Annotated in this window: 16 protein-coding genes, 4 tRNA genes and 1 riboswitch; of the genes, 4 read left to right on the top strand and 16 right to left on the bottom strand. The window is 60.0% G+C overall.

Going from position 1 to position 25,978, the window contains the following annotated elements; all coding sequences use genetic code 11:
- Positions 1-62: 62 nt before the first annotated feature.
- Entirely contained in the window at positions 63-389 is a 327-nt protein-coding gene (locus tag CAF77_RS15105) for an Arc family DNA-binding protein (protein WP_003178899.1), read from the top strand.
- 116 nt (positions 390-505) lie between these two features.
- On the opposite strand, the gene mgtE is transcribed toward CAF77_RS15105, so the two are convergent.
- A complete protein-coding gene (gene mgtE / locus CAF77_RS15100; RefSeq protein ID WP_064383614.1) occupies positions 506-1,948 on the bottom strand; it encodes a magnesium transporter in 1,443 nt (480 codons plus the stop codon).
- 320 nt (positions 1,949-2,268) lie between these two features.
- Here mgtE and CAF77_RS15095 point away from each other — a divergent pair, with 320 nt between their 5' ends.
- Positions 2,269-2,787, top strand: a complete 519-nt coding sequence (locus CAF77_RS15095) for a cell envelope protein SmpA (protein ID WP_085654883.1) — start codon at positions 2,269-2,271, stop codon at positions 2,785-2,787.
- 19 nt (positions 2,788-2,806) lie between these two features.
- Here CAF77_RS15095 and CAF77_RS15090 read toward each other — a convergent pair.
- The 8 genes from CAF77_RS15090 to ltaE all read right to left on the bottom strand — a co-directional run bounded on the left by CAF77_RS15090 (position 2,807) and on the right by ltaE (position 8,924).
- Positions 2,807-2,883, bottom strand: a tRNA-Arg gene (locus CAF77_RS15090).
- 72 nt (positions 2,884-2,955) lie between these two features.
- A tRNA-Arg gene (locus CAF77_RS15085) sits at positions 2,956-3,032 on the bottom strand.
- Between the two features lie 72 nt (positions 3,033-3,104).
- A tRNA-Arg gene (locus tag CAF77_RS15080) sits at positions 3,105-3,181 on the bottom strand.
- A gap of 107 nt (positions 3,182-3,288) precedes the next feature.
- Positions 3,289-3,379, bottom strand: a tRNA-Ser gene (locus tag CAF77_RS15075).
- Between the two features lie 62 nt (positions 3,380-3,441).
- Positions 3,442-3,630, bottom strand: a complete 189-nt coding sequence (gene csrA, locus CAF77_RS15070; RefSeq protein ID WP_002554426.1) for a carbon storage regulator CsrA — start codon at positions 3,628-3,630, stop codon at positions 3,442-3,444.
- A gap of 186 nt (positions 3,631-3,816) precedes the next feature.
- The gene (locus tag CAF77_RS15065; protein WP_085654881.1) at positions 3,817-5,058 is read right to left on the bottom strand and encodes an aspartate kinase; all 1,242 of its coding nucleotides are present in this window, start codon (positions 5,056-5,058) and stop codon (positions 3,817-3,819) included.
- 90 nt (positions 5,059-5,148) lie between these two features.
- Positions 5,149-7,773, bottom strand: a complete 2,625-nt coding sequence (gene alaS / locus CAF77_RS15060) for an alanine--tRNA ligase (RefSeq protein WP_085654879.1) — start codon at positions 7,771-7,773, stop codon at positions 5,149-5,151.
- 146 nt (positions 7,774-7,919) lie between these two features.
- The gene (ltaE, locus tag CAF77_RS15055; RefSeq protein WP_085654877.1) at positions 7,920-8,924 is read right to left on the bottom strand and encodes a low-specificity L-threonine aldolase; all 1,005 of its coding nucleotides are present in this window, start codon (positions 8,922-8,924) and stop codon (positions 7,920-7,922) included.
- Between the two features lie 198 nt (positions 8,925-9,122).
- A riboswitch (FMN riboswitch) is annotated at positions 9,123-9,294 on the top strand.
- A gap of 102 nt (positions 9,295-9,396) precedes the next feature.
- On the opposite strand from ltaE, the gene CAF77_RS15050 reads away from it, so the two are divergent.
- Complete coding sequence (locus CAF77_RS15050) at positions 9,397-9,906, top strand: 6,7-dimethyl-8-ribityllumazine synthase (RefSeq protein WP_011335530.1); 510 nt, start codon at positions 9,397-9,399, stop codon at positions 9,904-9,906.
- Positions 9,907-10,037: 131 nt separating this feature from the next.
- On the opposite strand, the gene astE is transcribed toward CAF77_RS15050, so the two are convergent.
- The 7 genes from astE to CAF77_RS15015 all read right to left on the bottom strand — a co-directional run bounded on the left by astE (position 10,038) and on the right by CAF77_RS15015 (position 17,904).
- Positions 10,038-11,048 (bottom strand): succinylglutamate desuccinylase, encoded by a 1,011-nt coding sequence (gene astE, locus CAF77_RS15045; RefSeq protein ID WP_007951052.1) that lies wholly within the window; start codon positions 11,046-11,048, stop codon positions 10,038-10,040.
- Positions 11,049-11,060: 12 nt separating this feature from the next.
- Positions 11,061-11,351, bottom strand: a complete 291-nt coding sequence (locus CAF77_RS15040) for a hypothetical protein (RefSeq protein ID WP_064598799.1) — start codon at positions 11,349-11,351, stop codon at positions 11,061-11,063.
- Positions 11,352-11,413: 62 nt separating this feature from the next.
- Positions 11,414-12,760, bottom strand: a complete 1,347-nt coding sequence (gene astB, locus CAF77_RS15035; RefSeq protein WP_064598800.1) for an N-succinylarginine dihydrolase — start codon at positions 12,758-12,760, stop codon at positions 11,414-11,416.
- Between the two features lie 137 nt (positions 12,761-12,897).
- Positions 12,898-14,367, bottom strand: a complete 1,470-nt coding sequence (gene astD, locus CAF77_RS15030; RefSeq protein ID WP_170928961.1) for a succinylglutamate-semialdehyde dehydrogenase — start codon at positions 14,365-14,367, stop codon at positions 12,898-12,900.
- Entirely contained in the window at positions 14,364-15,389 is a 1,026-nt protein-coding gene (gene astA, locus CAF77_RS15025) for an arginine N-succinyltransferase (RefSeq protein WP_011335534.1), read from the bottom strand. Before astA ends, astD begins: the two co-directional genes overlap by 4 nt.
- Positions 15,390-15,440: 51 nt before the next feature.
- Positions 15,441-16,460 (bottom strand): arginine/ornithine succinyltransferase subunit alpha, encoded by a 1,020-nt coding sequence (gene aruF, locus CAF77_RS15020; RefSeq protein ID WP_064598807.1) that lies wholly within the window; start codon positions 16,458-16,460, stop codon positions 15,441-15,443.
- A 223-nt stretch (positions 16,461-16,683) separates the two neighbouring features.
- The gene (locus tag CAF77_RS15015) at positions 16,684-17,904 is read right to left on the bottom strand and encodes an aspartate aminotransferase family protein (RefSeq protein ID WP_011335536.1); all 1,221 of its coding nucleotides are present in this window, start codon (positions 17,902-17,904) and stop codon (positions 16,684-16,686) included.
- Between the two features lie 308 nt (positions 17,905-18,212).
- On the opposite strand from CAF77_RS15015, the gene CAF77_RS15010 reads away from it, so the two are divergent.
- Complete coding sequence (locus CAF77_RS15010; RefSeq protein ID WP_085654875.1) at positions 18,213-25,955, top strand: dermonecrotic toxin domain-containing protein; 7,743 nt, start codon at positions 18,213-18,215, stop codon at positions 25,953-25,955.
- Positions 25,956-25,978: the final 23 nt, after the last annotated feature.

The raw sequence follows: 25,978 nt of genomic DNA, 5'->3' as shown, positions 1-25,978 counted from the left end.
TCCTACCACACATCCTGCGGCCAATCCCGAGAACCGCTCCCCTGAACTAACCGGTTAAATATATGCGCCCATTGAAACAGGCAATTTATTCCAGCCGTACGGCTGACAAGTTCGTCGTACGTCTGCCAGACGGAATGCGTGAACGCATTGCCGAGGTGGCTCGCAATCATCATCGCAGCATGAACTCCGAGATCATTGCGCGCCTTGAGCAGAGTCTTATTCAGGAAGGTGCACTGGGCGAAGAGCTGAGCATGCGCCTGGACAGCCCGGAGCTGTCGCTGCATGAGCGCGAGCTGCTGCAACGCTTCCGTCAACTCTCCCACCGCCAGCAGAACGCGCTGGTTTCTCTGATCGCCCACGACGCCGAAATGGCCGCAGACGCATCCTGAGTCAAACCGAACATCTCAAGCCAGCATGAATGCTGGCTTTTTTTTGCCCGCAATTGGGGCTTCTCACAGACAAAAAACAGCCCGCCAATTGGCGGGCTGTTTTTTTATGCAGTCGTTCAGAGCAGGAAAATCGTCGCCAACCCGAGGAAGATGAAGAAGCCACCACTGTCAGTCATGGCCGTGATCATCACACTTGCACCCATCGCCGGATCGCGGCCCATCTTCGCCAGAGTCATCGGGATCAACACCCCCATCAAAGCGGCAAGTAGCAGGTTCAACGTCATGGCAGCGGTCATCACCACGCCCAGCGACCAGCTGCCATACAGCAAGTAAGCCACCACACCGATCACCCCACCCCAGACCAGGCCATTGATCAACGCCACGGCCAGCTCTTTGCGCATCAGGCGCGAGGTGTTGCCAGTGCTGACCTGATCGAGCGCCATGGCACGAACGATCATGGTGATCGTCTGGTTGCCGGAGTTGCCGCCAATGCCCGCCACGATCGGCATCAGCGCCGCCAGGGCCACCAGCTTCTCGATCGAACCTTCGAACAGACCGATCACCCGCGATGCGACGAATGCCGTGATCAGATTGATTGCCAGCCACGCCCAACGGTTGCGCAGGGATTTCCAGACCGAAGCAAAAATGTCTTCCTCTTCACGCAGACCGGCCATGTTGAGAACTTCGCTTTCGCTCTCCTCACGAATCAGGTCGACCATTTCATCGATGGTCAGACGGCCGATCAGCTTGCCGTTCTTGTCGACCACAGGGGCCGAGATCAAGTCGTAACGTTCGAACGCCTGAGCGGCGTCGTAGGCGTCTTCATCCGGGTGAAAACTCACCGGATCACTGGCCATGACTTCGGAAACCTGTTTCTCCGGATCATTGACCAGCAAACGCTTGATTGGCAGCACGCCCTTGAGCACGCCGTCGTAGTCGACCACGAATAGTTTGTCGGTATGGCCCGGCAGCTCTTTCAGGCGACGCAGGTAACGCAGAACCACTTCGAGACTGACATCCTCACGGATGGTCACCATCTCGAAGTCCATCAGCGCGCCGACCTGCTCCTCGTCATAGGAGAGCGCCGAACGCACACGCTCGCGTTGCTGCTGATCCAGAGTCTCCATCAGCTCATGGACGACGTCTCGCGGCAGCTCGGAGGCCAGGTCAGCAAGTTCGTCGGCATCCATGTCCCTGGCCGCAGCCAGGAGCTCATGATCGTCCATGTCGGCGATCAGCGTTTCACGGACGGAATCGGATACTTCGAGAAGAATGTCGCCGTCGCGATCGGCCTTGACCAGTTGCCAGAGCGTCAGACGATCGTCCAGCGGCAGGGCTTCAAGAATGTAGGCGACGTCGGCGGAGTGCAGATCATCGAGCTTGCGTTGCAACTCGACGAGGTTTTGCCGGTGGACCAGGTTCTCGACCCGGTCATGATGCGGGCCTTCCTGGCGATGAGTCAGGTCTTCGACGACCCGCTGGCGCTGCAGCAGCTCGACCACCTGAGCCAGGCGATCCTGCAGGCTTTCCTGTGTTTTCTTTACTTCGATTTCGGACATAGGCGAACTCCACTCCCAGCAGCGGGGCACGCCGGAAGGATCAATCAGTCAATTCATGATTGGTGAAACGGGTTACTGAATAACTACTGGGTAAGTCCATGGAGGTTTTCCATAAGCCCCGGCGGGGCTGACGGGCGCAATGATACACCGCCTGACGGTTTTAAACGTTAAAAAATCGTGGCTGAAACAAGCGCTTGCGAGACAAAGCTGAGCGCTGTCCTGATCCTTCACAGTGCGACGACTCATCCTGAAAAGAAAACACACCGCCAGTGAAAAAACTGCCGGCTACGCTTGAACAGGATCGTCATGGAGGACGCCGAATGCCATCGAAAACATCCCGACTCATGCTGACCACTCTGCTCTGCCTGCCCACCATCGGGAGCACAACCACACTTCATCGCTGCGAAGCTTCTGATGGCAGCGTCACGTTCACCACATTGAGCTGTGCGAACGATGAACACCTTTCATTGCAGGAAGTGCACCCCTATTCGCCCGGCTCGACCGTGACACTGATACCCGAAGCCCGGCACGAAGAAACATCGGGTATGAATATCAGAAAAAGAGAAATGGCCGTCGTCGGTCGCACTCACGATAAATGTGGAGATCTGATCGACGCGCGACAGAAGCGCGAGGCAATCATCAATCAACGAATCATCGCCGGCATGAACCAACAGGATGTGGAAAGCGCCCTCGGCAAACCCGACAAGGTAAGCATCCGCAATTCGGCAACGAGTTATCGTTACGACCTCAAGCGAGGCCGCAGTGCTCAAATCGATTTTGATGAGAAAGGATGCGTGACGGGAAAAGCCAAATCCCGGACAGCAAAAAGCCCGCGTTAAACGCGGGCTTTTCGGTATATGGTGCACTCGACAGGATTCGAACCTGTGACCGCTCGGTTCGTAGCCGAGTACTCTATCCAGCTGAGCTACGAGTGCAATTTGTGTTTTTAGACCAGACCACAACTGGCTGTAACCAAGTCATTTGCATTGCTGCAACTGACTCTTAAATGGTGCACTCGACAGGATTCGAACCTGTGACCGCTCGGTTCGTAGCCGAGTACTCTATCCAGCTGAGCTACGAGTGCATTCTGTGTTTTTAGACCAGATCACAACTGGTTGAAGCCGAGTCATTTACATCGCTGCAATTGACTCTTAAATGGTGCACTCGACAGGATTCGAACCTGTGACCGCTCGGTTCGTAGCCGAGTACTCTATCCAGCTGAGCTACGAGTGCATTTGTTGCGCCGCATTATAGCCCGTCTAATCTCTATTCCAACCACTTTTTCTATAAATTTCAACAACTTACAGAAAAAGCCAGATTACAACGTACTAAGCAAATAATGGCGGAGAACGGGGGATTCGAACCCCCGACACCCTTTTGAGGTGTACTCCCTTAGCAGGGGAGCGCCTTCGGCCACTCGGCCAGCTCTCCGCAACACGGGGCGTATATTAACCACCTTCTTCCCCGTTTGCAAACATAAAAATCGATAAAAATTAATGGCTTGGTTCTTCGTCCTTCTCTTTCTTTATACGCAGATAGATTTCTTCACGGTGCACGGCCACCTCTTTCGGGGCGTTGACGCCGATACGCACTTGATTTCCTTTAACGCCGAGCACGGTCACGGTGATTTCGCCATCACCGATAATCAGGCTTTCTGCGCACCGACGAGTCAGAATCAGCATACCTTTCTCCTCACGCGAATCATTTCAGGGACAACAGTCTGCAAAAAAAAGGCACCCGACCTACAACCGGAGCGATCGTAGCCCTACATGCCTGAGTATTGACCAGCGCGAGCAAAAGAACAGTTCGGGGCTCGCGCCATTCAAAAAATAAAGGGCGCGGTCAGACCGCGCCCTTCAGACAACGCATCACTCGCCCTGACGGGCCGGAGCGTCGAGTTCGAAAGCCGTGTGCAGGGCGCGCACGGCCAGTTCCAGGTACTTCTCTTCGATCACCACGGAAACCTTGATTTCCGAGGTCGAGATCATCTGGATGTTGATGCTTTCTTTTGCCAGGGACTCAAACATGCGGCTGGCCACGCCTGCGTGGGAACGCATGCCGACGCCGACGATCGAGACCTTGGCAATCTTGGTATCGCCAACCACTTCACGGGCACCGATCTCGCGAGCGGTGTTTTCCAGCACGGTTTGCGCGGACTGGTAGTCGTTGCGGTGCACGGTGAAGGTGAAGTCGGTGGTGTTATCGTGCGCGACGTTCTGCACGATCATGTCGACTTCGATGTTCGCGGCACTGATCGGGCCGAGAATCTTGAACGCCACGCCCGGGGTGTCTGGCACGCCACGGATGGTCAGCTTGGCTTCATCGCGGTTGAAAGCGATGCCGGAAATGATCGGCTGTTCCATGGTTTCCTCTTCATCAATAGTAATGAGGGTGCCCGGACCCTCCTTGAAGCTGTGCAGTACGCGCAGCGGAACGTTGTACTTGCCGGCGAACTCCACCGCGCGGATCTGCAGCACCTTGGAACCGAGGCTGGCCATTTCCAGCATCTCTTCGAAGGTGATCTTGTCCAGACGCTGAGCCACCGATACCACGCGCGGGTCAGTGGTGTAGACACCATCGACGTCGGTGTAGATCTGGCATTCGTCAGCCTTCAGCGCAGCGGCCAGCGCCACGCCGGTGGTGTCGGAACCGCCACGACCCAGGGTCGTGATGTTGCCGTGCTCGTCGACACCCTGGAAACCGGCGACCACCACCACGCGGCCAGCCTTAAGGTCACCGCGAATCTTCTGGTCATCAATCTGCAAGATACGCGCTTTATTGTGCGCGCTGTCCGTCAGGATCCGCACCTGGTTGCCGGTGTACGACACCGCCGGTACACCGCGCTTGATCAGCGCCATGGCCAACAGGGCGATCGTCACCTGCTCACCGGTGGAAACGATCACGTCCAGCTCGCGCGGAACCGGTTGATCTTCGCCACTGATTTGCTTGGCCAGATCGATCAGACGGTTGGTTTCGCCGCTCATTGCAGACAGCACAACCACCAGGTCATCGCCGGCATCGCGGAATCTCTTAACCTTGTCGGCGACCTGCTCGATTCTCTCGACAGTGCCGACCGAGGTGCCTCCAAATTTCTGTACGATCAAAGCCATTTCAAAGCCGCCTCTGCCCATGAAGGGCGCCCAATAATCACTCGAACAGCCGCCGGGTCCGCCACTAGACTGCGGGCCCGACGGGCCGTCTTATAAACCCTGCTCGACGAATGGAACGGTCAGCGCCAGTGCGCCATCCAGTGCGCCGGCGTCGACACCGCCGCCCTGCGCCATGTCCGGACGACCACCGCCCTTCCCGCCCACTGCCGCAGCAGCCTGCTTCATCAAATCACCGGCTTTGAGTTGGCCAGTCAGGTCCTTGGTTACGCCTGCAACCAGTACGACCTTTTCCTCATGGACACTGCCGAGCAGGATCACTGCGCGGCCGAGTTTGTTTTTCAGCTGATCGACCAGCGCCAGCAGCGCCTTGCCGTCCTGACCATCCAGACGCACGGCCAGCACTTTCACGCCCTTGACGTCCACGGCCGAGGCCGACAGATCGTCGCCCGCGGCAGCAGCGGCCTTGGCCTGCAACTGCTCGAGCTGCTTTTCAAGCGCACGGTTGCGCTCCAGCACCGCCGACAGTTTGTCGATCAGGTTGTCGCGGCTGCCCTTGACCAGGCTCGCCGCTTCCTTGAGTTGTTCTTCAGCAGCGTTCAAGTAAGCCAGAGCCGCAGCGCCGGTAACTGCTTCGATACGACGCACGCCCGATGCCACACCGCCTTCGCTGATGATTTTCAGCAGACCGATGTCACCGGTACGGTTGGCATGGATACCGCCGCACAGCTCGACGGAGAAATCACCGCCCATGCTCAGCACGCGCACGTTGTCGCCGTACTTCTCGCCGAACAGCGCCATCGCGCCTTTCTGCTTGGCGGTTTCGATGTCGGTTTCTTCGGTTTCAACGGCGGAGTTCTTGCGGATCTCGGCGTTGACGATGTCTTCCAGCGCTTTGATCTGCTCCGGTTTGATCGCTTCGAAGTGGCTGAAGTCAAAGCGCAGGCGCTGACTGTCGACCAACGAACCTTTCTGTTGAACGTGGTCGCCCAGCACTTTGCGCAATGCAGCGTGCAGCAAGTGAGTGGCCGAGTGGTTCAGCGAAGTGGCGTGACGCACGTCGGCTTCGACGTGGGCTTCCACGGGTGCGCCAACGATCAGGCTGCCCGACGCCAGTACGCCGTGGTGCAGGAATGCGCCGCCGGTCTTGGTGGTGTCGCGCACGTCGAAACGGCTGTTGCCGGCCTGCAGATAACCACAATCGCCAACCTGGCCGCCGGATTCGGCGTAGAACGGCGTCTGGTTCAGCACCACAACGCCTTCCTGCCCCTCACTCAAGACGTCCACGGACTGGCCATCTTTATAGAGCGCAACGACTTTCGCCGAACCGCTGGTGGCGTAATAACCGGTGAACTCGGTGTCGACGTCAACCTTGACCAGGCTGTTGTAGTCCAGACCGAACGAGCTGGCGGAACGTGCACGGACGCGCTGGGCTTCCATTTCACGCTCGAAACCGGCTTCGTCGATGGTCAGGCTGCGTTCGCGGGCGATGTCCGCGGTCAGGTCCATCGGGAAACCGTAGGTGTCGTAGAGTTTGAACACCACGTCGCCTGGAACCACGTCGCCTTTGAGCTCGGCCAGATCCTGCTCAAGGATTTTCAGGCCCTGTTCCAGGGTCTTGGCGAATTGCTCTTCTTCGGCTTTCAGTACGCGCTCGATGTGCGCCTGCTGGGATTTCAGTTCCGGGAACGCTTCGCCCATCTCGGCCACGAGTGCGGCAACGATCTGGTAGAAGAAGCTGCCCTTGGCGCCCAGCTTGTTGCCGTGACGGCAGGCGCGACGGATGATCCGGCGCAGCACATAACCGCGACCCTCGTTGGACGGCAACACGCCGTCGGCAATCAGGAAGCCGCAGGAACGAATGTGGTCAGCCACGACTTTCAGGGACGCCTGATTGTCGTTGCTGCAACCGATCGCCTTGGCCGATGCGGCCAGCAGGCTCTGGAACAGGTCGATTTCATAGTTCGAGTGAACGTGCTGCAGCACGGCACTGATCCGCTCAAGACCCATGCCGGTGTCCACCGACGGGGCTGGCAGCGGATGCAACACGCCATCGGCGGTGCGGTTGAACTGCATGAACACGTTGTTCCAGATCTCGATGTAACGGTCACCGTCTTCTTCTGGCGAACCCGGTGGGCCGCCCCAGATGTCGGCGCCGTGATCGTAGAAAATCTCGGTGCAAGGACCGCACGGGCCGGTATCGCCCATGGTCCAGAAGTTGTCGGAGGCGTATGGCGCGCCCTTGTTGTCGCCGATGCGCACCATGCGCTCGGCCGGCACACCGACCTCCTTGGTCCAGATGTCGTAGGCCTCGTCATCGCTGGCGTAGACGGTAACCCACAGCTTTTCCTTCGGCAGGTTCAGCCACTTCTCGGAGGTCAGGAAGTTCCAGGCGTAGGTGATGGCGTCACGCTTGAAGTAATCGCCGAAGCTGAAGTTGCCCAGCATTTCGAAGAAGGTGTGGTGACGGGCGGTGTAACCGACGTTCTCAAGGTCGTTGTGCTTGCCGCCGGCGCGCACGCATTTCTGGCTGGAGACGGCGCGGGTGTACGCGCGCTTTTCCTGGCCCAGGAAGCAGTCCTTGAACTGGTTCATCCCCGCGTTGGTGAACAGCAGGGTTGGGTCGTTGCCCGGAATCAAAGAGCTGGAGGCTACACGGGTGTGGCCTTGCTCTTCGAAGAAGCGAAGGAAGGCTTCACGGATTTCTGCGCTTTTCATTAGGTTCTTCCACGGAGGCTGCGGCCAAAGGCCTGTACGAAACGTCAACAGACGAAACGACGGCAAAGGGCCGCATTATATCGGCCCTGCGCGCGGGGTACAGCGTGTTTATACGATAGAAACGGTCAATTGGGCCGCTAACGCTGTCACTTGCGCGAAAACTCGACGAATGTCGCGATCACTTGCTCGATTTGCGAGCGATTGACGTCCATGTGCGTGACCATCCGCAGACGGGCGGCAGCGCTCAACTTGATCCCGCGTTCGGCGGCAAATGCCTTGATCGCCTCGGCACGGTCGCCCATCTGCACGTAAACCATGTTGGTCTGCACCGGCTCGACGCTGAAACCAGCCTCGCGAAGGCATTCGGCCAGCAACTGCGCGTTGGCATGGTCATCCGCCAGGCGCTCGACGTTGTGGTCCAACGCATACAGCCCCGCCGCCGCCAGCAATCCGGCCTGACGCATGCCGCCACCGACCATTTTGCGCAGGCGCCGGGCCTTTGCAATCAACGCCGACGAACCGCACAGCACCGAACCGACCGGCGCGCCGAGGCCTTTGGACAGGCACACCGAGACCGAATCGAAATACTGGGTGATTTCCCGGGCATCGACCCCGAGCTTGACCGCCGCGTTGTACAGCCGCGCGCCGTCCAGATGCAGTTGCAGGCCGTTGTCCCGAGTGAACTGGCGGGCCCGGGCCAGATAGTCCAGCGGCAACACTTTGCCCTGCATGGTGTTTTCCAGCGCCAGCAGGCGGGTGCGGGCGAAGTGGAAATCGTCGGGCTTGATCGCCGCGGCCACCTGATCCAGGTCCAGCGAGCCGTCGGCCTGCACTTCCAGCGGCTGTGGCTGAATCGAGCCGAGCACCGCTGCGCCGCCGCCTTCGTATTTATAGGTGTGTGCCTGTTGACCGACGATGTACTCGTCACCGCGCTCGCAGTGCGCCATCAAGCCCAGCAGGTTGCTCATGGTGCCGGTCGGGACGAACAGCGCGGCGGCAAAACCGAGCCGTTTTGCCAGTTCGGCTTCCAGACGATTGACCGTCGGATCTTCGCCATACACGTCGTCACCGGTGTCGGCGCGGGTCATCGCGTCGAGCATGGCGGGAGTCGGTTGAGTGACGGTGTCGCTGCGAAGATCGATAACGCTCATGAACCTGGCCTCAAGTCAGCAGGGGAAATCCCTTTACGAAGGTGAATTACTGCGGGCACGGCGCGGATTAATCAACCCTCGCGCAAGGAAAAGTCGTTTCCTGTGCTTCGAAAAATCCGATGGCAATCATCACAAAGGCGCAATGCACAGCCCGGCAATCTGTGTTAAAAACGCTGCGCCGCCCGATAAAGGGCGGCGAAACGTTCTCAGGGCGGGGTGCAATTCCCCACCGGCGGTAATTGCGCGCAATGCGCATAGCCCGCGAGCGCTTGGTGTCAGGCACGGCAAAAACCGTGAGCGGCGGCAAGGTCAGCAGACCCGGTGTGATTCCGGGGCCGACGGTCATAGTCCGGATGAAGAGAGAACGGGATTGACGCCAAAGGGCCGTCCGCCGTGTTCGCGCGAGCGTGCGTACCCTTGAATCCCTTTCGATTCATAACGCCCTGTTTTTCACACAAACAGGAGTCAGAACATGCAACCCACCGCTATCGACAGCAAAAGCAAACACACTCACGGCGAGCGCGTCGCGTTCATCCAGGCCTGCTGGCACAAGGAAATCGTCGACCAGAGCCGTAAAGGCTTCCTCGCCGAAATGATCGCTCAGGGTTATCAGGAATCAGACATCGATTTCTTCGAAGTCGGCGGCGCCTTTGAAATGCCCCTGCACGCCAAGCTGTTGGCCAAGACCGGTCGTTATGCCGGTATCGTCGCGGCCGCTCTGGTGGTGGACGGCGGAATCTACCGTCACGAGTTCGTCGCGCAGTCGGTGGTCAGCGGCCTGATGCAGGTTCAGCTGGAAACCGAAGTGCCGGTGTTCTCGGTGTCGCTGACCCCGCACCACTTCCATGCCGGCGAAGAGCACCAGAAGTTCTTCTTCGAGCATTTCGTGCACAAGGGTCAGGAAGCGGCGAAGACCTGCGCCGATACGTTGCAGAAAGTGCGTGCATTGCGCCGCACCGAGCCGCGTGCTGTAGCGGTCTGACCCCACAATGATCGTTCCCACGTCGAGGCGTCGAACCGTCTGCATGGGAACGCCTCAATGGACGCTCTGCGTCCGCTTTGGGACGCGGAGCGTCCCGGGCTGCATTCCCACGCGGAGCGTGGGAACGATCATCAGGCAAGATTTTCGTCAGTGGTCGGCACGATCAGAATACCCGCCCGCAGGCCGTTCTTGACCTTGGGGTTGGGGAAGATGATCCGCGCGCCCTGCTCTTCGATGATCCAGCGGGTATTGGCCAGGTCTTCGGCCAGCACATAACCCACATCCAGTTCGGAAAAGTTTTCGATGTCCGCCGGCAGGTTCAGGCGGAACGCATCGCTGTGCTTGATTATTTCCCGAGCCACACTGAACAGTTGTAGACCGTCCAGGCCCTGCTCGGCCATCTCCGGCTCGGTGCCTTCGATGATCTGCTTCAGGCGGGTTTCCAGCAGCGACACATTGACCCCGGCGTTCTGCCCGAATGGCCGCGCCTTGCCCAGTTCCAGGGTGAAGGACTCGGCCCCCAGCTTGTCGTAGGTGTAAGAGCTGAACACGATCGACGGCTTGTTCTGCAACAGCACCGCCTCCATGCCGGCGGCGCGCAGGCGAGCCAGCTCAAGACGGGAATGCTGGCGACCTTCCTTCCACGGATACAGCGCAAACTGCTCGATCTTCGAACCGCGAATCGCCGTGTGCAGGTCGTAGTGCAGGCGCTGACGATCAGGAAGGCTGAAGAAACTCGCCGCCAGGCGTTCCAGCTCGCAGGCGCGCAGGGCTTCAGAACCGCTGCTTTGTTCGTGACGGCCGTTGAACAACCGATTGACGTCTTGCTCGACGAAACGCTCGCCCTTGCGAATCGCTTCCGGGTTGCCGAACAGGAACAGAATGCGTGCGCGCGGCTTCAGATCGCCGCGAGCAATGTCATGCAGCAGCCGGTCGAGCAGTTCGATCGGTGCCGTTTCGTTGCCGTGGATGCCTGCCGACAGCAGCAGGTCCAGGCCATTGTCGCGCGCTTCGGGTGGCCGGACTTCCAGCGCACCCTCGCTCAACCAGCGCATGCGCACGCCTTCGACAGTCAGTTGAGTCTTCTCCGCCGGTTCACGGCCGGCGAGGGTCAGTTCAAGCAGTTTGCCGAGGGCGAGCATAGAGCGGTTTCCTTAGTGGTCGTGATTGCAATCCGGGCCGTGCACGTGGCCGTCATCGTCGCCGAGGTCAGCCGGTTCCATCTCCAGTTGCAGACTTACCAGATTAGTCGCCAATGGGCGCAACAGCAGGTTGGCGTACTCTTCGTCGCCCTCTTCGACGTCCACGCCGATCAACAGTTGGCCGCGGCCGTCCTGCTGGATCCACAGCTCTTTGCCTTGCCACATGACCGCGACGCGGGTGCAGGAAGTTTCCAGTTGCTTGCCGTCGGTGTCTTCAAGGATCAGCCGCAGGGAATCGCTCATGTCTTTTTTACGCTCTGTTGGGGAGACAAGCCGCGCGCCGCGTTCAGGCGACGCGCCGGCCATCAATTGATCTGGAATGGATAAACCGCGCCCAGTTTAAGGATTTGCGTCAGTTCATCCAGTGCCGTCCGGCATTCAAGCAGCAACTGCGGATCCGCCAGATCGCTTTCGGTCAGGCGGTCGCGGTAGTGCTTTTCAACCCATGCGGTCAACGAACCGTACAACGGGGCGGTCATGATAACCCCTGGGTTGACGGCCGCCAGCTCGGTTTCGTTGAGCGCGACGCGCAGTCGCAGGCACGCCGGGCCACCGCCGTTCTGCATGCTTTGCTTGAGATCGAAGACTTTTACTTCGCGGATCAGGCCACCGGAGCTGGTCAGGCCTTGCAGGTAATTCCACACGCGCTCGTTGCCACGGCACTCTTCCGGCACGATCAGCAGCATCGAACCGTCAGGACGCGACAGCAGCTGGCTGTTGAACAGGTAGGAACGCACCGCGTCATCCACGGTGACCGCCGAACGCGGCACGCAGACCGACTGGAACTTGCCGCCGACCTTGGCCAGTTTGGCTTGCAGTTCGGCCAGCATCTGATCGGTGTCGAGGAACGCGTCCTCGTGATAGAACAGCACCTCGCCGTTGCCCACCGCGATCACGTCGTTGTGGAACACGCCCTGATCGATCACCGCCGGGTTCTGCTGCGCATAGACCACGCCATCGTCACGCAGGCCGTGCAGACGAGCGACGGCTTGCGATGCCTCGAGGGTCTGGCGTGCCGGGTATTTCTGTGGTGCCGGGTAGCGGGTGTCGAACGCACTGCGACCGAACACGAAGAACTCGACGCCGGCCTCGCCGTACTCACGGCAGAAACGCGTGTGGTTGGCCGCGCCTTCGTCACCGAACTGCGCCACTGCCGGCAACGCGGCGTGGTGAGCAAAGTGTTGCTGGTTGGCGAACATCGCGCCCAGCACGCGACTGGTGGTCGGGTGCTCGATGCTGCGGTGGTATTTGCAGTTCAGGTTGGCGGCGGTGAAGTGCACGCGACCGTCAGCGGTGTCGGCACTCGGGCTGACCGTGGCGGCGTTGGCCACCCACATGCTCGATGCCGAGCAACTGGCGACCAGCAACGGCATCGCTTCCTTTGCGGCGCGCTCGATCACCTGAGCATCGGTGCCGCTGAAACCCAGACGGCGCAGAGCAGCCACGTCCGGACGCTCCTGCGGTGCGAGAACACCCTGCTGAAAGCCCATTTCCATTAGCGCTTTCATTTTCGCCAGACCTTGCAGCGCCGCTTCCTTCGGGTTCGAGGATTGCTGGCTGTTGCTCTGGGACGCAACGTTGCCGTAGGACAGACCACCGTAGTTATGGGTCGGCCCCACTAGACCGTCAAAATTGACTTCATAGGATTTCATCAGCGAGGCTCCACGAGAATCTGTTGTTATAGGCTTCAGTAACTATTCTTTGAGACCGCGGCGCGGTCATCGCTGGCAAGCCAGCTCCCACAGGGATCTCATCGCCCTTGTGGGAGCTGGCTTGCCAGCGATGGGCATCACGCCATCTTCACGCCAGGCGTCAGGGCCGCCGGCAACACCAGGCTCGGGGTTTCCAGAGAGGCCACCGGGTACGCGCAGTAATCCGCCGCGTAGTAGGCACTGGCGCGGTGGTTGCCCGAGGCGCCGACACCGCCGAACGGTGCGCTGCTCGCAGCACCGGTCAGCTGCTTGTTCCAGTTGACGATCCCGGCACGGCTTTCCAGCCAGAACTGCTGGTAGCGCTCTTCGGAATCCGACAGCAGACCTGCGGCCAGGCCAAACGCAGTGTCATTGGCTTCGGCAATCGCCGCCGCGAAATCGGCGTAGCGGATCACTTGCAGCAACGGGCCGAACAGTTCTTCGTCGGAGCGATCGACAACCGCCGTCACATCAACGATGCCCGGGGTCAGCAGCGCCGACTGCGCCTGCGGCTGAGTCATCGCCAGCAACGACACTGCGCCGTTGGCCAGCAGATGCGCCTGGGCATCCATCAACGCTTTCGCCGCGCCAAGGGAAACCACCGAACCCATGAACGGTGCCGGCTGCTGATCGAACGCACCGACCTCGATGGTCGAGCTGACTTCCACCAGACGCTTGAGCAGGCTGTCGCCCCACGCGCCTTCCGGCACCAGCAGACGACGGGCACAGGTGCAGCGCTGACCGGCGGAAATGAACGCCGATTGAATAATCGTGTACACCGCAGCATCAAGATCGGCGACCTGATCGACCACCAGCGGGTTGTTGCCGCCCATTTCCAGCGCGAGGATCTTGTCCGGACGACCGGCGAACTGCTGGTGCAGGTGATTGCCGGTACGGCTCGAGCCGGTGAAGAACAGACCGTCGATGCCCGGATTCGCCGCCAGAGCGATACCGGTTTCGCGGGCGCCTTGCAGCAGGTTCAGGACACCGGCCGGCAGACCGGCTTCAATCCAGCACTTGACCGTCAGCTCGGCGACTTTCGGGGTCAGCTCGCTCGGTTTGAACAGCACGCTGTTACCGGCCAGCAGCGCCGGCACGATGTGGCCGTTCGGCAAATGGCCAGGGAAGTTGTAAGGACCGAACACCGCGACCACGCCGTGGGGCTTGTGGCGCAACACGGCGGTGGCGTCGCCCAACGGGCCGCTCTTCTCACCGGTACGCTCGCGGTAGCTCTGTACCGAAATCGCGATCTTGTTGACCATGCTGGTGACTTCGGTCGCGGCTTCCCACAGCGGTTTGCCGGTTTCCTCACCGATGGTGCGGGCCAGTTCGTCAGCATGGTTTTTCAGCGCGGCGGCGAACGCTTCGAGCACGCTGATGCGATCTTCCAGGGTACGCCGGGCCCAGCCCGGGAACGCCTGACGCGCAGCCTGCACGGCCGACTCGACCTGAGCGGCAGTGGCGCCCTCACCCGACCACAGCACTTGCTGGGTCACCGGGTTCAGCGATTGAAAGGCCTCGCCCTGACCGGCCAGCCACTCACCTGCGATGTATAGCGAATTCATTATTTCGACTCCCGGGCAGCAGACAACGCCACGGCGCGCACCTGATCGCCAGCGTTGAGTTGAAGACGTTTGGCGGTCAGCGGATCGACCACCAGGGTGCCGGCGGCCAGACGGGCCGGCGCAGCCGTGATGCGGCAGTCTTCGCGTTTGCGGTTATGGATGATGAACGGCGTGGCATCGTCGCCCGGCGTGCCGATGGCCAGCACCAGCGCTTCGCTGTCACGCACCGCGCGGATCTTGCTGGTCTCGCACTCGATGGCGGGACCTGCGTCGAAGATGTCGACGTAACCCTGATAGCTGAAACCTTCGCTCTTGAGCATCGCCAGCGCCGGCTCGGTGTCCGGATGCACCTGGCCGATGACGTTGCGCGCGTCCGGCGACAGGAAGCAGGTGTACAGCGGGAATTTCGGCATCAGTTCGGCAATGAATGCCTTGTTGCCGACACCGGTCAGATAATCGGCCTGGCTGAATTCCATCTTGAAGAAGTGACGGCCCAGGCTTTCCCAGAACGGCGAACGGCCGGCGTCATCCGACACGCCGCGCATCTCGGCGATGATCTTGTTGCCGAACAGTTCCGGGAATTCGGCGATGAACAGCATGCGCGCCTTGGACAACATGCGGCCGTTGAGGCCGGTGCGGTAGTCAGCGTGCAGGAACAGCGAGCACAGCTCGGAGTTGCCGGTCAGGTCGTTGGCCAGGAACAGGGTCGGGATCTCGCGATAGATATTCAATTCCTGCGAGGCGCTGACAGTCAGGCCGACACGGAAGTTGTACCAAGGCTCGCGCAGACCGACGGCGCCGGCGATGGCGGAAATCCCCACCACGCGACCGTTGTCGTCTTCGAGCACGAACAGATAGTCCGCGTCGCCACGACCGGCTTCACCGCGAAAGGTCTTCTCGGCCCAGCCAACCCGGTGGGTCAGGCGCTCTTCGTTGGCCGGCAAGGTGGTCAGGCCGGTGCCGGTGCTGCGGGCCAGGTCGATCAGAGCGGACAAATCGCTGCTGCGTACGGGACGAACAATCATGCTATCTCCTCAAACGGGCCGCCGTGGCCACCCGTGAAACTCGCTAAAGCGTTAAACCGCCACCAGGCGCACGCTGGCACCTTCACCGACGCCCAGGGCTTCGGCCGCTTCCAGATCCAGGGTCACCGGTTTGCCCGGCGCGTAATCCAGCTCAAGCAATACCGCGCGGTAATCCTGCAACTGGGCATTGGCCACCAGATACTGGCGCCCGGCACCTTTGACCGGCTCGCCGAGTTTCACCGGCACCACACGGCTCTGGGCGATCGAACGGATCCCCGAAACACGCGCATGCAAGGTCGGGCCACCGTCGAAAATGTCGATGTAGTGATCGGTCTCGAAGCCTTCGCGCATCAGGATGTCGAAGGTGATCTGCGCACGCGGGTGTACCTGGCCCATCGCTTCCTGAGCGGAGTCCGGCAGCAGCGGCACGTAGATCGGGTAATGTGGCATCAGTTCGGCGAGGAACGTGCGGCTCTTCAAGCCACACAGACGTTCGGCCTCTGCGTAGTTCAAATCGAAGAAGTTGCGACCGATGGCGTCCCAGAATGGCGAGTCGCCGTTCTCGTCGCTGTAACCGACGATCTCGGTCACCACCGAATCGGCGAACCGCTCCGGATGGCTGGCGACGAACAACAGGCGGCCACGGGAGTTGAGCTCGGCCCACGGCGACCCCACCAGCTCGCGCTGCACGTAGAAACTGGTCAGCAAGCTGTTGCCGGTCAGGTCGTGGCATTGCGAGAGCACGTGGATCTTGTTATGGATCTTCAGCTCGCGGGAGGCGTGCACGAAGGTCTCATTGCGAAAGCTGTAGAACGGCTCGGAATAACCGGCCGAAGCGACGATTGCCGAGCAGCCCACCAGCTTGCCGGTAGCGGTGTCTTCGAGGACGAAGAAGTAACTTTCTTCGCCGTTGAAGCTCACTTCGGCGGCAAACGAGGCTTCGCTCGCAGCGATCTTGTCGCTCAGGCGTTCAACGTCATCCGGCAAGGAAGTGACACCAATCGGGCTGTCCGCAGCCAGACGCTGTACCTCGCCCAGATCAGCCATTTGCGCGGGGCGCATCACCAGCATGGTGTCACTCCTTTCTCTCATCAATTCACAGAAAAATAACCGGGCAGCTACTGCATACACAGAGATCAGTGTGGGAGCGGGCTTGCTCGCGAAAGCGGATTGTCAGTCAACATTTTCGCTGTCTGACCCACCGCTTTCGCGAGCAAGCCCGCTCCCACATTTGATTTTGCCCGGCATCAAAATTGGGTTCGGCGCCTGATCAAGTCAGGCGCCGAAGGGTCTATCAGGCTTGGGTCAGTTTCGCCGCAGCACGTTCGAAGCGATCCAGACCGGCGTCGATGTCTGCGTCTTCCACCACCAGGCTCGGGGCGAAACGGATCACGTCCGGGCCGGCCTGCAAAATCATCAGGCCTTCTTGTTCAGCGGCGTTGAAGATGTCCTTGGCCTTGCCTTTCCAGGCGTCGCTCAGCACGCAACCGATCAGCAGACCGAGACCACGCACCTGGGTGAACAGGCCGTACTTCTCGCCGATCTGTTGCAGGCGGGTCTTGAACTTGTCGTGCTTGGCATGGACGCCGTTCAGCACCTCAGGGGTGTTGATCACGTCGATCACCGCTTCGGCCACGGCACACGCCAGCGGGTTGCCGCCATAAGTGGTGCCGTGAGTGCCGACGACCAGATGCTTGGCCAGCGCTTCGGTGGTCAGCATAGCCGCGATCGGGAAACCTCCGCCCAGGCTCTTGGCGCTGGTCAGGATGTCCGGGGTCACGCCGTAATGCTGGTAGGCGAACAGGTTGCCGGTACGGCCCATGCCAGTCTGCACTTCGTCGAACACCAGCAGCGCGTTGTTGGCGTCGCACAGTTCACGGGCGCCTTGCAGGTAAGCCAGCTCGGCCGGCAGCACGCCGCCCTCACCCTGGATCGGTTCCAGAACGACCGCGCAGGTCTTGTCCGAAACAGCGGCTTTCAGTGCCGCCAGATCGTTGTACGGCACGTGGGTGATGCCGGTGATTTTCGGGCCGAAACCGTCGGAATACTTCGACTGGCCACCAACGTTCACGGTGAACAGGGTACGGCCGTGGAAGCTGTTGAGCGCGGCGATGATTTCGTACTTCTCGGTGCCGAAACGGTCGAACGCGACGCGACGGGCCAGCTTGAAGGCGGCCTCGTTGGCTTCGGCGCCGGAGTTGCAGAAGAACACGCGCTCGGCAAAGGTGGCGTCGATCAGCTTGTGCGCCAGGCGCAGGGCCGGCTCGTTGGTGAACACGTTGGACACGTGCCACAGCTTGTTCGCTTGCTCGGTCAAGGCACCGACCAGCGCCGGATGCGCATGGCCCAATACGTTGACGGCGATACCGCCGGCGAAGTCGATCAGCTCGCGGCCGGCCTGATCCCAGACGCGGGAACCGGCGCCACGCACCGGAATGAAAGCGGCAGGCGCGTAGTTGGGAACCATAACCTGGTCGAAATCGGCGCGTTGTACCGCAGCGTGCTCAACGGACATCGGAGTCTCCTGATGAGGGCCACCCGCCTGAAACTGGCGAGCGATGGGGGGATTGTAAGGACAGTTTTGTGCCCGGCCTTGCCGCCAAGCGACAACTTCTTATAGCGCAAACCCCGGATTTTCCCGGGTTTACGGCAATGCGACATATAGCGTCGCAAAGGCGCAGTTTAAACCGTCGCCAGCAATTGCAGCAGGCCTGAGAGGATATCAATTGCGGCAGCCGCCAATGTCATATCTATGTACCGCACTTTGTCGAAAGCAATTTGATTTGCTGGGCTCCTTTTCCGGATGCCGAAGGCAGGATCACCATGCAATCTCCGATCAATCGGGCCAGCGCCACGGCCGACACCGACGACCGACACAACCCGCCCTCTCATTATCAACCGCTCGTCAACGCCATGCCCTCATGGCTGGGCAATGCCTCGGACAAAAGGCGCGAGGCACTGAAGAACAATCGCAAGACACTTCCCGACACCATCAAGACTGCACCGCAGGCGGATCACGACGAATTGAGAGCCGCGATCGCCAACCACATGTCCGCTCAGAACACCGTGGATCAGAGGCTCGATCGCGTGCAGGACGCCAGCGCGTTTGCAACACCGCTGCTTGCGCAAGCGTTGAAGTCCCGGTTCGGCGTGGAAGTGGACGTCAAGGAAACCTTCCTGCGCCTCTACATACCGGTGACCGTGTCCGGCTTTGCGATCAAAACCGGCGCCCGGGTCTGGACCGTATCGCTGGTAGAGGCGGCGCTGCACAATTTCGAAGAGAAGGAAACACGGCAAGGGGCTTACGAAAGTGGCTCATCCTTCATTTCCAGACCGTCTGCGACAGGGCAGTTCGAGCCGCTGCCGCAGGTCAACGGCAAAATCACTATCCCGGCCTTCACCAGCCTTTGCCGGGAGCTGGACATCGGCGCCCGCTACAAAACCTACCTTGAAGACAACCTCGGTTTCACCAGCCCGGTCGCCGCTGCGGTGTTATCCCGCGATGTCAAGGACAGTCAGAAAGCCGCACTGAGGGCCGCCCTCCAACTGGCACGGATGAACCAGGACATCGGAGAGTTATATTTTCGACTGATCGGTGGCTTGCTCGATGGTCTGGAAGGCATGCGGATCGACCGTCAACCGCTGCGCTGTCACGACTTGACGATGATGTCGGCCACACTGACCGGCATCGTGATATTCACCCCGGATCTGGAACAGGCCAGGGCCTCGACCCGGGTGGTTGCTTACATACCCGATGATCCCGAGCACCCCGTCAAGGAATACGCCTCGCCCGTCGAAATGGAGAAAGAACTGACCCGCCAATTGCGCGCCCCCGACTATCAGCGTTTCTTCAGCCGTTTCGTACTCCATGAACAACGTGGTCATTTCTTCAGCGAACTGAACCGGCGACTGAGCAAGGTGACATGGCACAAGCCTGAGGCGGGAAGCCCGCTGCCTGCCTGGCGAGACACCCCTATAAACAAGCCGAAACTGCAACTTACCGTCACGCCCATCACCACAGAACTCTGGGAACACCTCTACCAGGGCAAGCTGAACAAGATCCTCAATGACGCAGCGACTATCGCCGTATCAACGGCCACGACGGACGCTAACGCCCGCTGGGCGCTCTGGGACTCATTCGTCAACGTGGCGTCATCGATTCTCGAGATCGCCTCCTTCGTCCTGATGCCGTTCGTACCGTTTCTCGGAGAAATCATGATGGCCTACATGGCCTACCAATTTCTCGACGAAGCCTTCGAGTGGATTGTCGACTGGGCCGAAGGGCAGATTACAGAGGCCGCCGAGCATTTTTTCACCGCATTGGAATCATTGATCCAGCTGGGGGCTTTCGCCCTCGGTGGCGGGATTGCCCTGACAGAACTTCCAAAAATATTGCCGGCAGAAGTCATGTCATTCATTGACCGGTTCCAGCCCGTCAAACTGCGCAATGGCAAAACCCTCTACTGGAAACCGGATCTGAAACCTTACGAGCGCCAGGTCAAGCCACCCGAAGGGACCGGGCCCGACCGCCAGGGCCTGCATCACTATCAGGGCGAAAGCCTGCTGCCACTCGAGCAGGCGCATTACCTCGTCAGTCCGCATGAACATCCCGGCAAACTCTACATCGAACACCCCGCACGGGCAGATGCCTACCGCCCCATCGTGCGCCATAACGGCGAAGGCGCCTTTCATACCGAGCTTGAACGACCGCTTGAATGGGACGCCCCTACCGTATTGCAACGGATCGGTCACAGCGTCGAGTCGTTCCCTGCGGTGCGACGTGAGCAGATCCTCAAGGTCAGCGGTTATACGCAAGACGCACTGCGCAAAATGCACGTCAACCAGGAGCGCTTGCCCCCCTTGCTGGCCGACAGCATTCAGCGCTGCCGGATTGATCAGGACCTGCAGGACTTCATCGACCGGATGGCCAGCGACCGCCCCGAGGATTATTCAGGTGCGGATCCGCTGCTCCAGCTCCGGCTTATCGCAGAGCAAACGCCCTGGCCCCAGCGCAAGACATTGCGTTTCATCAACGCTCAAGGTGAGATTGCATGGCAATCCTCTGCCGACGAACAGCTTCCTGTGACCGAGATTCGGCAGGACAGCCTGTCCGATGGCGACGTCCTCAAGACGCTGCTGCAAACGCTCAGCGAGCCGGAAATCAATACGCTGCTGGGAGAGGATTTCGGTGAGATGCACGCTATCGAAGCGCGCACGCGCAAGCTCAGAGCCAGACTGGCGCAGATCGCCCGAGAGCAGCGCACCTCGCTTTTCGAGCAACGCTACCAAGCGCTCCAACAGCGCGACGAGCCCTTGATCAGGCGTGCGGCCCTGCATGAGCCACAGCTGCCTGCCAGGGTGACTGAAGAGTTGCTGAACACGGCCACCGGTTCGGAACTGGTGATGATCAGCAAAGGACAATGGCCCGAACGGCAACAGGCGCTGGCAGAACATGCCAGGCAGGAACTGCGCGTCACTCGCGCCTTCGAAGGGTTGTTGCTGGATTCTGTGCGCAATCCTGATACCGATACGCTGGCGCTGCACAGCCTGCAACGATTGCCAGGCTGGTCCGCAGACGTACGCCTTGAAGTGCGCGGTCAAGATCCCCAGGGACAGTTGATCGACAGCACCGGCCCGGTCGATGCCGCCATTCAGAAGGTGCTGGTGCTCAAATCCGATGGGCTCTGGCAGCCGTACGACGAGCAGGGACTGCAACTGCACGGCTCCACCGATTTCTACACTGCCGTCCTGCAAGCCCTGCCGGACGCGCAAAGAAACGCCTTGAACCTGCAGATCGGCGAGGGGGGAAAACTCAGACAAGCCATCAGTGACAATCCGCTCCCACGTACCGACCTGCGGCTGACAATCACGCCCGATCCCGTGCCGCCTCCCGTCATGGATACCTTGCGGTTGCTGGGCACGGACGGCTATTCACGCAACCCGCCACCGGCGCTGCGAGCACCCCGCACGCTGGACAACCGGATCAGACAGATCTACCCGAGAATGCCTGAAGTCGAACGAATCGCCATGGCGCAGCGCCTGGCCAACCATCCGAACGGCGCGATCGCCGAACTGTCCCGGCTTCAGCTGGAATACGCACAACTCGACAGCGATCTCAATCAATGGCTGTTCGACCTGCCGGAGATCAACCCGGCTGATGGCCTCCGTCGAACGGATGACCAACAGATGGCCGCCATCCGTGATCGCCAGACGTTCGCCAACGACCTGCGTAGTTGCTGGCGCAGAGAGATGCATGGCCCGCATGGTTACCAGATGCGTTTTTCACAGCCGATCGTGGGCAACCTTCCTGCCCTGACGGCCGACTTTTCCCACGTCGACAATCTTGAACTGATCGGCAGCGGCGAGCCCGGTGCCCTTGACCACTTCCTCGAAAGTTTTTCGGGACTTGTACGCATGGAACTGCGCGACTTCGACCTGCACAATCTGCCGCCGCGCCTGACAACGCTCGCAGGTCTGAAACAGCTGACACTGCAAAACTGTGGCGTCGTCCTGACACCGGAAAACCGGTCGATCATGTCGAGCCTCAACGGGCTGACCGCACTGGATCTGGAAGGCAATCCACTGGGTGTGACATTCGACTTCACCTTCATGCCGAACCTGACGCATCTGAACCTTTCCAGTACCGGCCTCTCCGAAATCCCCAGCGGCGTCCTGGATCACCCGCGCCTGACCAGCGCATGGCTTACCGATAACCAGATCACCACACTGCCCGATGCCTTGTTCGAACAGCCGGCTGCTTCCACCGCAGGGTACGATTTTTTCGGCAACCCGCTTTCTGCTGCGACCCGTGAAAACGTGAAGATCTACTTCAACCGGACCGGCAGCGATCTGGGCGTTCGTCCCGAGCAAACGGATATAAACCGGATCAAGGCACTGTTTCCCGACCTGAATGACCGTCAATCCAGCGAACTGATTTACAGCCTGCCCGGCTCGCTGTTACAGGGTCGGCTTCAACTGGATCGCTGGGAGAGCGAAATAACCCGGCTGACCAGCGAGCTGGCCACATGGGCGCGGGACACACCCAATCGCGATCCGTCCACGGGTGAACTGCTGACGCCCAACGAACACTTCAATCAGTTTTATGAGCGAGAAGTTTTCGCCGGAAGAATTGAGCGGCTGTGGCGTCACCGCTCGACGGCACATCCGCTGACGAGAGCGGATGTGTTATCGGCGCAAGCCAATTTCATCGGTGACATGCCGGAGCTGTCGGCGGATTTCAGCCACATCACCGCACTGTCGCTCAACGGGAACAAACAAATACGTGCCACCTCACCCTTTTTGCGCAGCTTTCCCCGGTTGAAACGCCTGATCCTGCATGACTTTGCACTTGAACAACTGCCACAGTCCCTGGCGGCCCTGCCCGTGCTCGATACCCTGGTTCTCAACAACTGCGGCGTGACCTTGACTGGCGAGCTGCAGCTTGCACTGGCGGGGATGCGCGAGCTTGAATCACTCGAACTGCCCAACAACCCGCTGGGCAGTGCGCCCGACGCAGGCAGTCTGCCAGCGCTCATGTATCTGGACCTCTCTCGCACAGGCATCAGCGATGTTCCTCCCGGATTGGCCGGACATCCGAGATTGAAAACGGCCATTGTCAGTGATAACCGGATCAGCGAGTTGCCCGAGGCGCTCTTTGACCTGCCCGCCGAAGCCAGCGCAGGATTCGATTTCTCCGGCAATCCGTTGACCGCCGACACACTGGAACGGATCAAACGTTACTCGCGCGACACCGGTATGGATTTCGGCGTGGTCGCCAAACAGGCTGACATCGATGCCACCCAGGCGCTGTTTCCCGACCTGGACGGCGAAGAGGCCAGCGAGGTGTTTTACGGGTTACCCGGTGACCTGGAACACGGACGCCGCCAGCTCAGGCACTGGAAAGCCGAGCTCGAGCAACTCACCGCCGATCTGTCGCAATGGAAAATGGCAGTTCCCCACGAGCATCCTTTCAGCCATCAACCCCTCTCACCGCGGGAGTTCCTCGCCGAACATTCGGCACGAACAGCGTTTGCCGAACAGTTGCAAACACTGTGGCGCTCACGAATGCCGGAAAACCCCAGGCAGCGGGGCGATTCACTGGTAGCGCGTGTGACATTCATCGGCGAATTGCCCACCCTGACGACCGACTTCAGCCACATCCGCGAAGTCTCACTCACAGGGCATGACGCTCTCGGCAACGTCGACGGTTTCCTGCAACCCTTCAACACCTTGCGCCACCTGGAACTGCACGATTTCAACCTGGGCCAGAACCCGCTGACGTCCATGCGCATGCCTTCACTGCAGCGCCTGGTTCTGGAGCATTGTGGATTGACGCTGACCCCGCAAAGCCGCACATCCCTGTCGTCTCTTGAAAATCTTCGGTATTTGAATCTGAGCCGAAACCCGCTGGGCGCCCACCCGCCCCTCGAAGCGCTGCCGGCCCTGGTGCAACTGCGCATGATCGATACCGGGATTTCGAGCCTGCCCGACGGTTTGCTCGGTCATCCACGACTGCTCATCGCCATGCTCGAACGCAACCGGATCCGCGATCTGCCCGACATCCTTTTCGATATTTCCGCCCGCCCACCCAAGCAACTCAGCCTCGCCGACAACCCGCTGTCATCCACCACGCGGGAACGCATCAAGCTCTGTTACCAGCAGTTCAGACAGCACTTCGGCGTTTCAATGCCTCGAGAAGACCTCGAGCGGATCCGTGAGCTGTTTCCATCCCTGAGCGATGATGACGCCAATCGAGTGCTGTACCTGCTGCCGGGAACTCTCGACTTCGGTCGATTACAGATCGGGCGCTGGGAGACCGAACTGCGGCAGCTTGAAGGTGACCTCGAAAAATGGGTGACAGACGTCCCTGATCGTTATCCGGCAAGCAGCATCGAGCTGACCGCCAGTGATCGATCCGCAGAGCAGGCCAGTCGCAGGATGTTCCGACAGGAGATCGAATCGTTCTGGCGCGAAAGGTCTCGCGAACACCCCGAGCGGCGAAGCAAGGTGCTCAACCTGAATCCGGCCTTCATCGGTGACCTGCCGGACTTGAGTGCCGACTTTTCTCACGTGACAACATTATCGATCACCGGCAATGCTCAACTACGGGCAGGCACAGGCTTCCTGCGAGGGTTCACCGGCCTCGACTCGCTCGAATTGCGAGATCTGGCATTGACCGAGGTGCCACCCGCACTGACCGCAATGCCGGATCTTCAGCAATTGGTGCTGAGCAACTGCGGGGTAGTACTGGATGACAAGGGCAGCGCCACGCTGGCGTCACTCAAACAACTGGTCAGACTCGATCTTTACAGCAATCCGCTGGGCCGGCTGCCGGATATCCGCGACCTGCCGGAACTGGAATTTCTCGATCTGTCGAACACCGGGATTACCCGGCTGCCATCGAGTTTGCTGGATCCTCCCTGGCTGGAAACCGCCATCCTCAGCGGCAATCGCGTGACCGAACTGCCCGCCGAGCTCTTCGATTTGCCTGCCTCCGCCAGCAACGGCATTGACCTGGGCGACAATCCGCTGGACGCGGCCACCCGCGAGCGCATCAAGGACTACTTCCGCCGAACCGGGGAAGACCTTGGCGTGCTGGCCGAGCCGTCGGACATCGCACGCGTCCAGACGCTCTACCCGGCCCTGAGCGATAAACAGGCCAGTGATTTCATCTATCACCTCGAAGGCACACTGGCCGATGGCCGGATCGAGCTGGCACGCCGGGAAGCCGAACTCGAGCAACTGCTGGGTGATCTTGCCGCCTGGGAAAACGACATACCCGTTCACCCGGTCACCGGGCTGCCACTCCCAGCGGACCAGCGCCTGATGCAAGAGCAAATCAGAACGGCATTGCGAGAAGCATTGCTGACTTGCTGGCGCAAAACCCCGGTCGAAGGAGCAGACGCCAGTGACCACCAGTTTGCGTTCAGGCTGCCGATCATGGGGGAGTTGCCAACACTGACCGCCGACTTCGGCCACGTTTCGGATCTCTATCTGGTCAGCACCAGTGATCACTCGCCGCGGATCGGTCGATTCCTCGAGGCCTTTACCCACCTTGAAAGCGTCGATATTCAAGGTTACGACCTGCCCTCCATCCCCGAAGCCGTGTTCCGGATGAAGCGACTCACCACCTTGAGCCTGCCGACCTGCAATCTCACGTTATCGCCGCAGGACGTGGCCGGGCTGGCGAGTCTGGAACAACTTGATCTGCTGCATCTGCACAATAACCCGCTCGGACTGACACCTGACCTCAGCAATTTGCAGAACCTCACCGATCTGGACCTGAGCACCACCGGCATCAGGGAAATTCCCAAGGGTGTACTGGAGAATCTCAACTGGATGGAAGTGGATCTGTCGGGCAATGAAATTACTGAAATGCCCGATGCACTCATGGAGGTGCCTGCCCACGACGGCGATCGCTACGACCTGTACGGCAATCCCTTCTCCGCCCAGGCCATGCAGCGAATTCGGGCTTACTACCAGGAAACGGGGATGACCCTGAACGTTGACGACGTAATGGAACATCCACAGGTGCAAACTCGCCCCAGTGCCGAAATCGAAGATTGAAAGACATTTGAAACGCCAGCGCC

This window comes from Pseudomonas sp. R15(2017) (assembly GCF_002112685.1).
GTDB classification, from domain to species: domain Bacteria; phylum Pseudomonadota; class Gammaproteobacteria; order Pseudomonadales; family Pseudomonadaceae; genus Aquipseudomonas; species Aquipseudomonas glycinae.
This window is presented reverse-complemented; position numbering and strand designations above follow the sequence as displayed.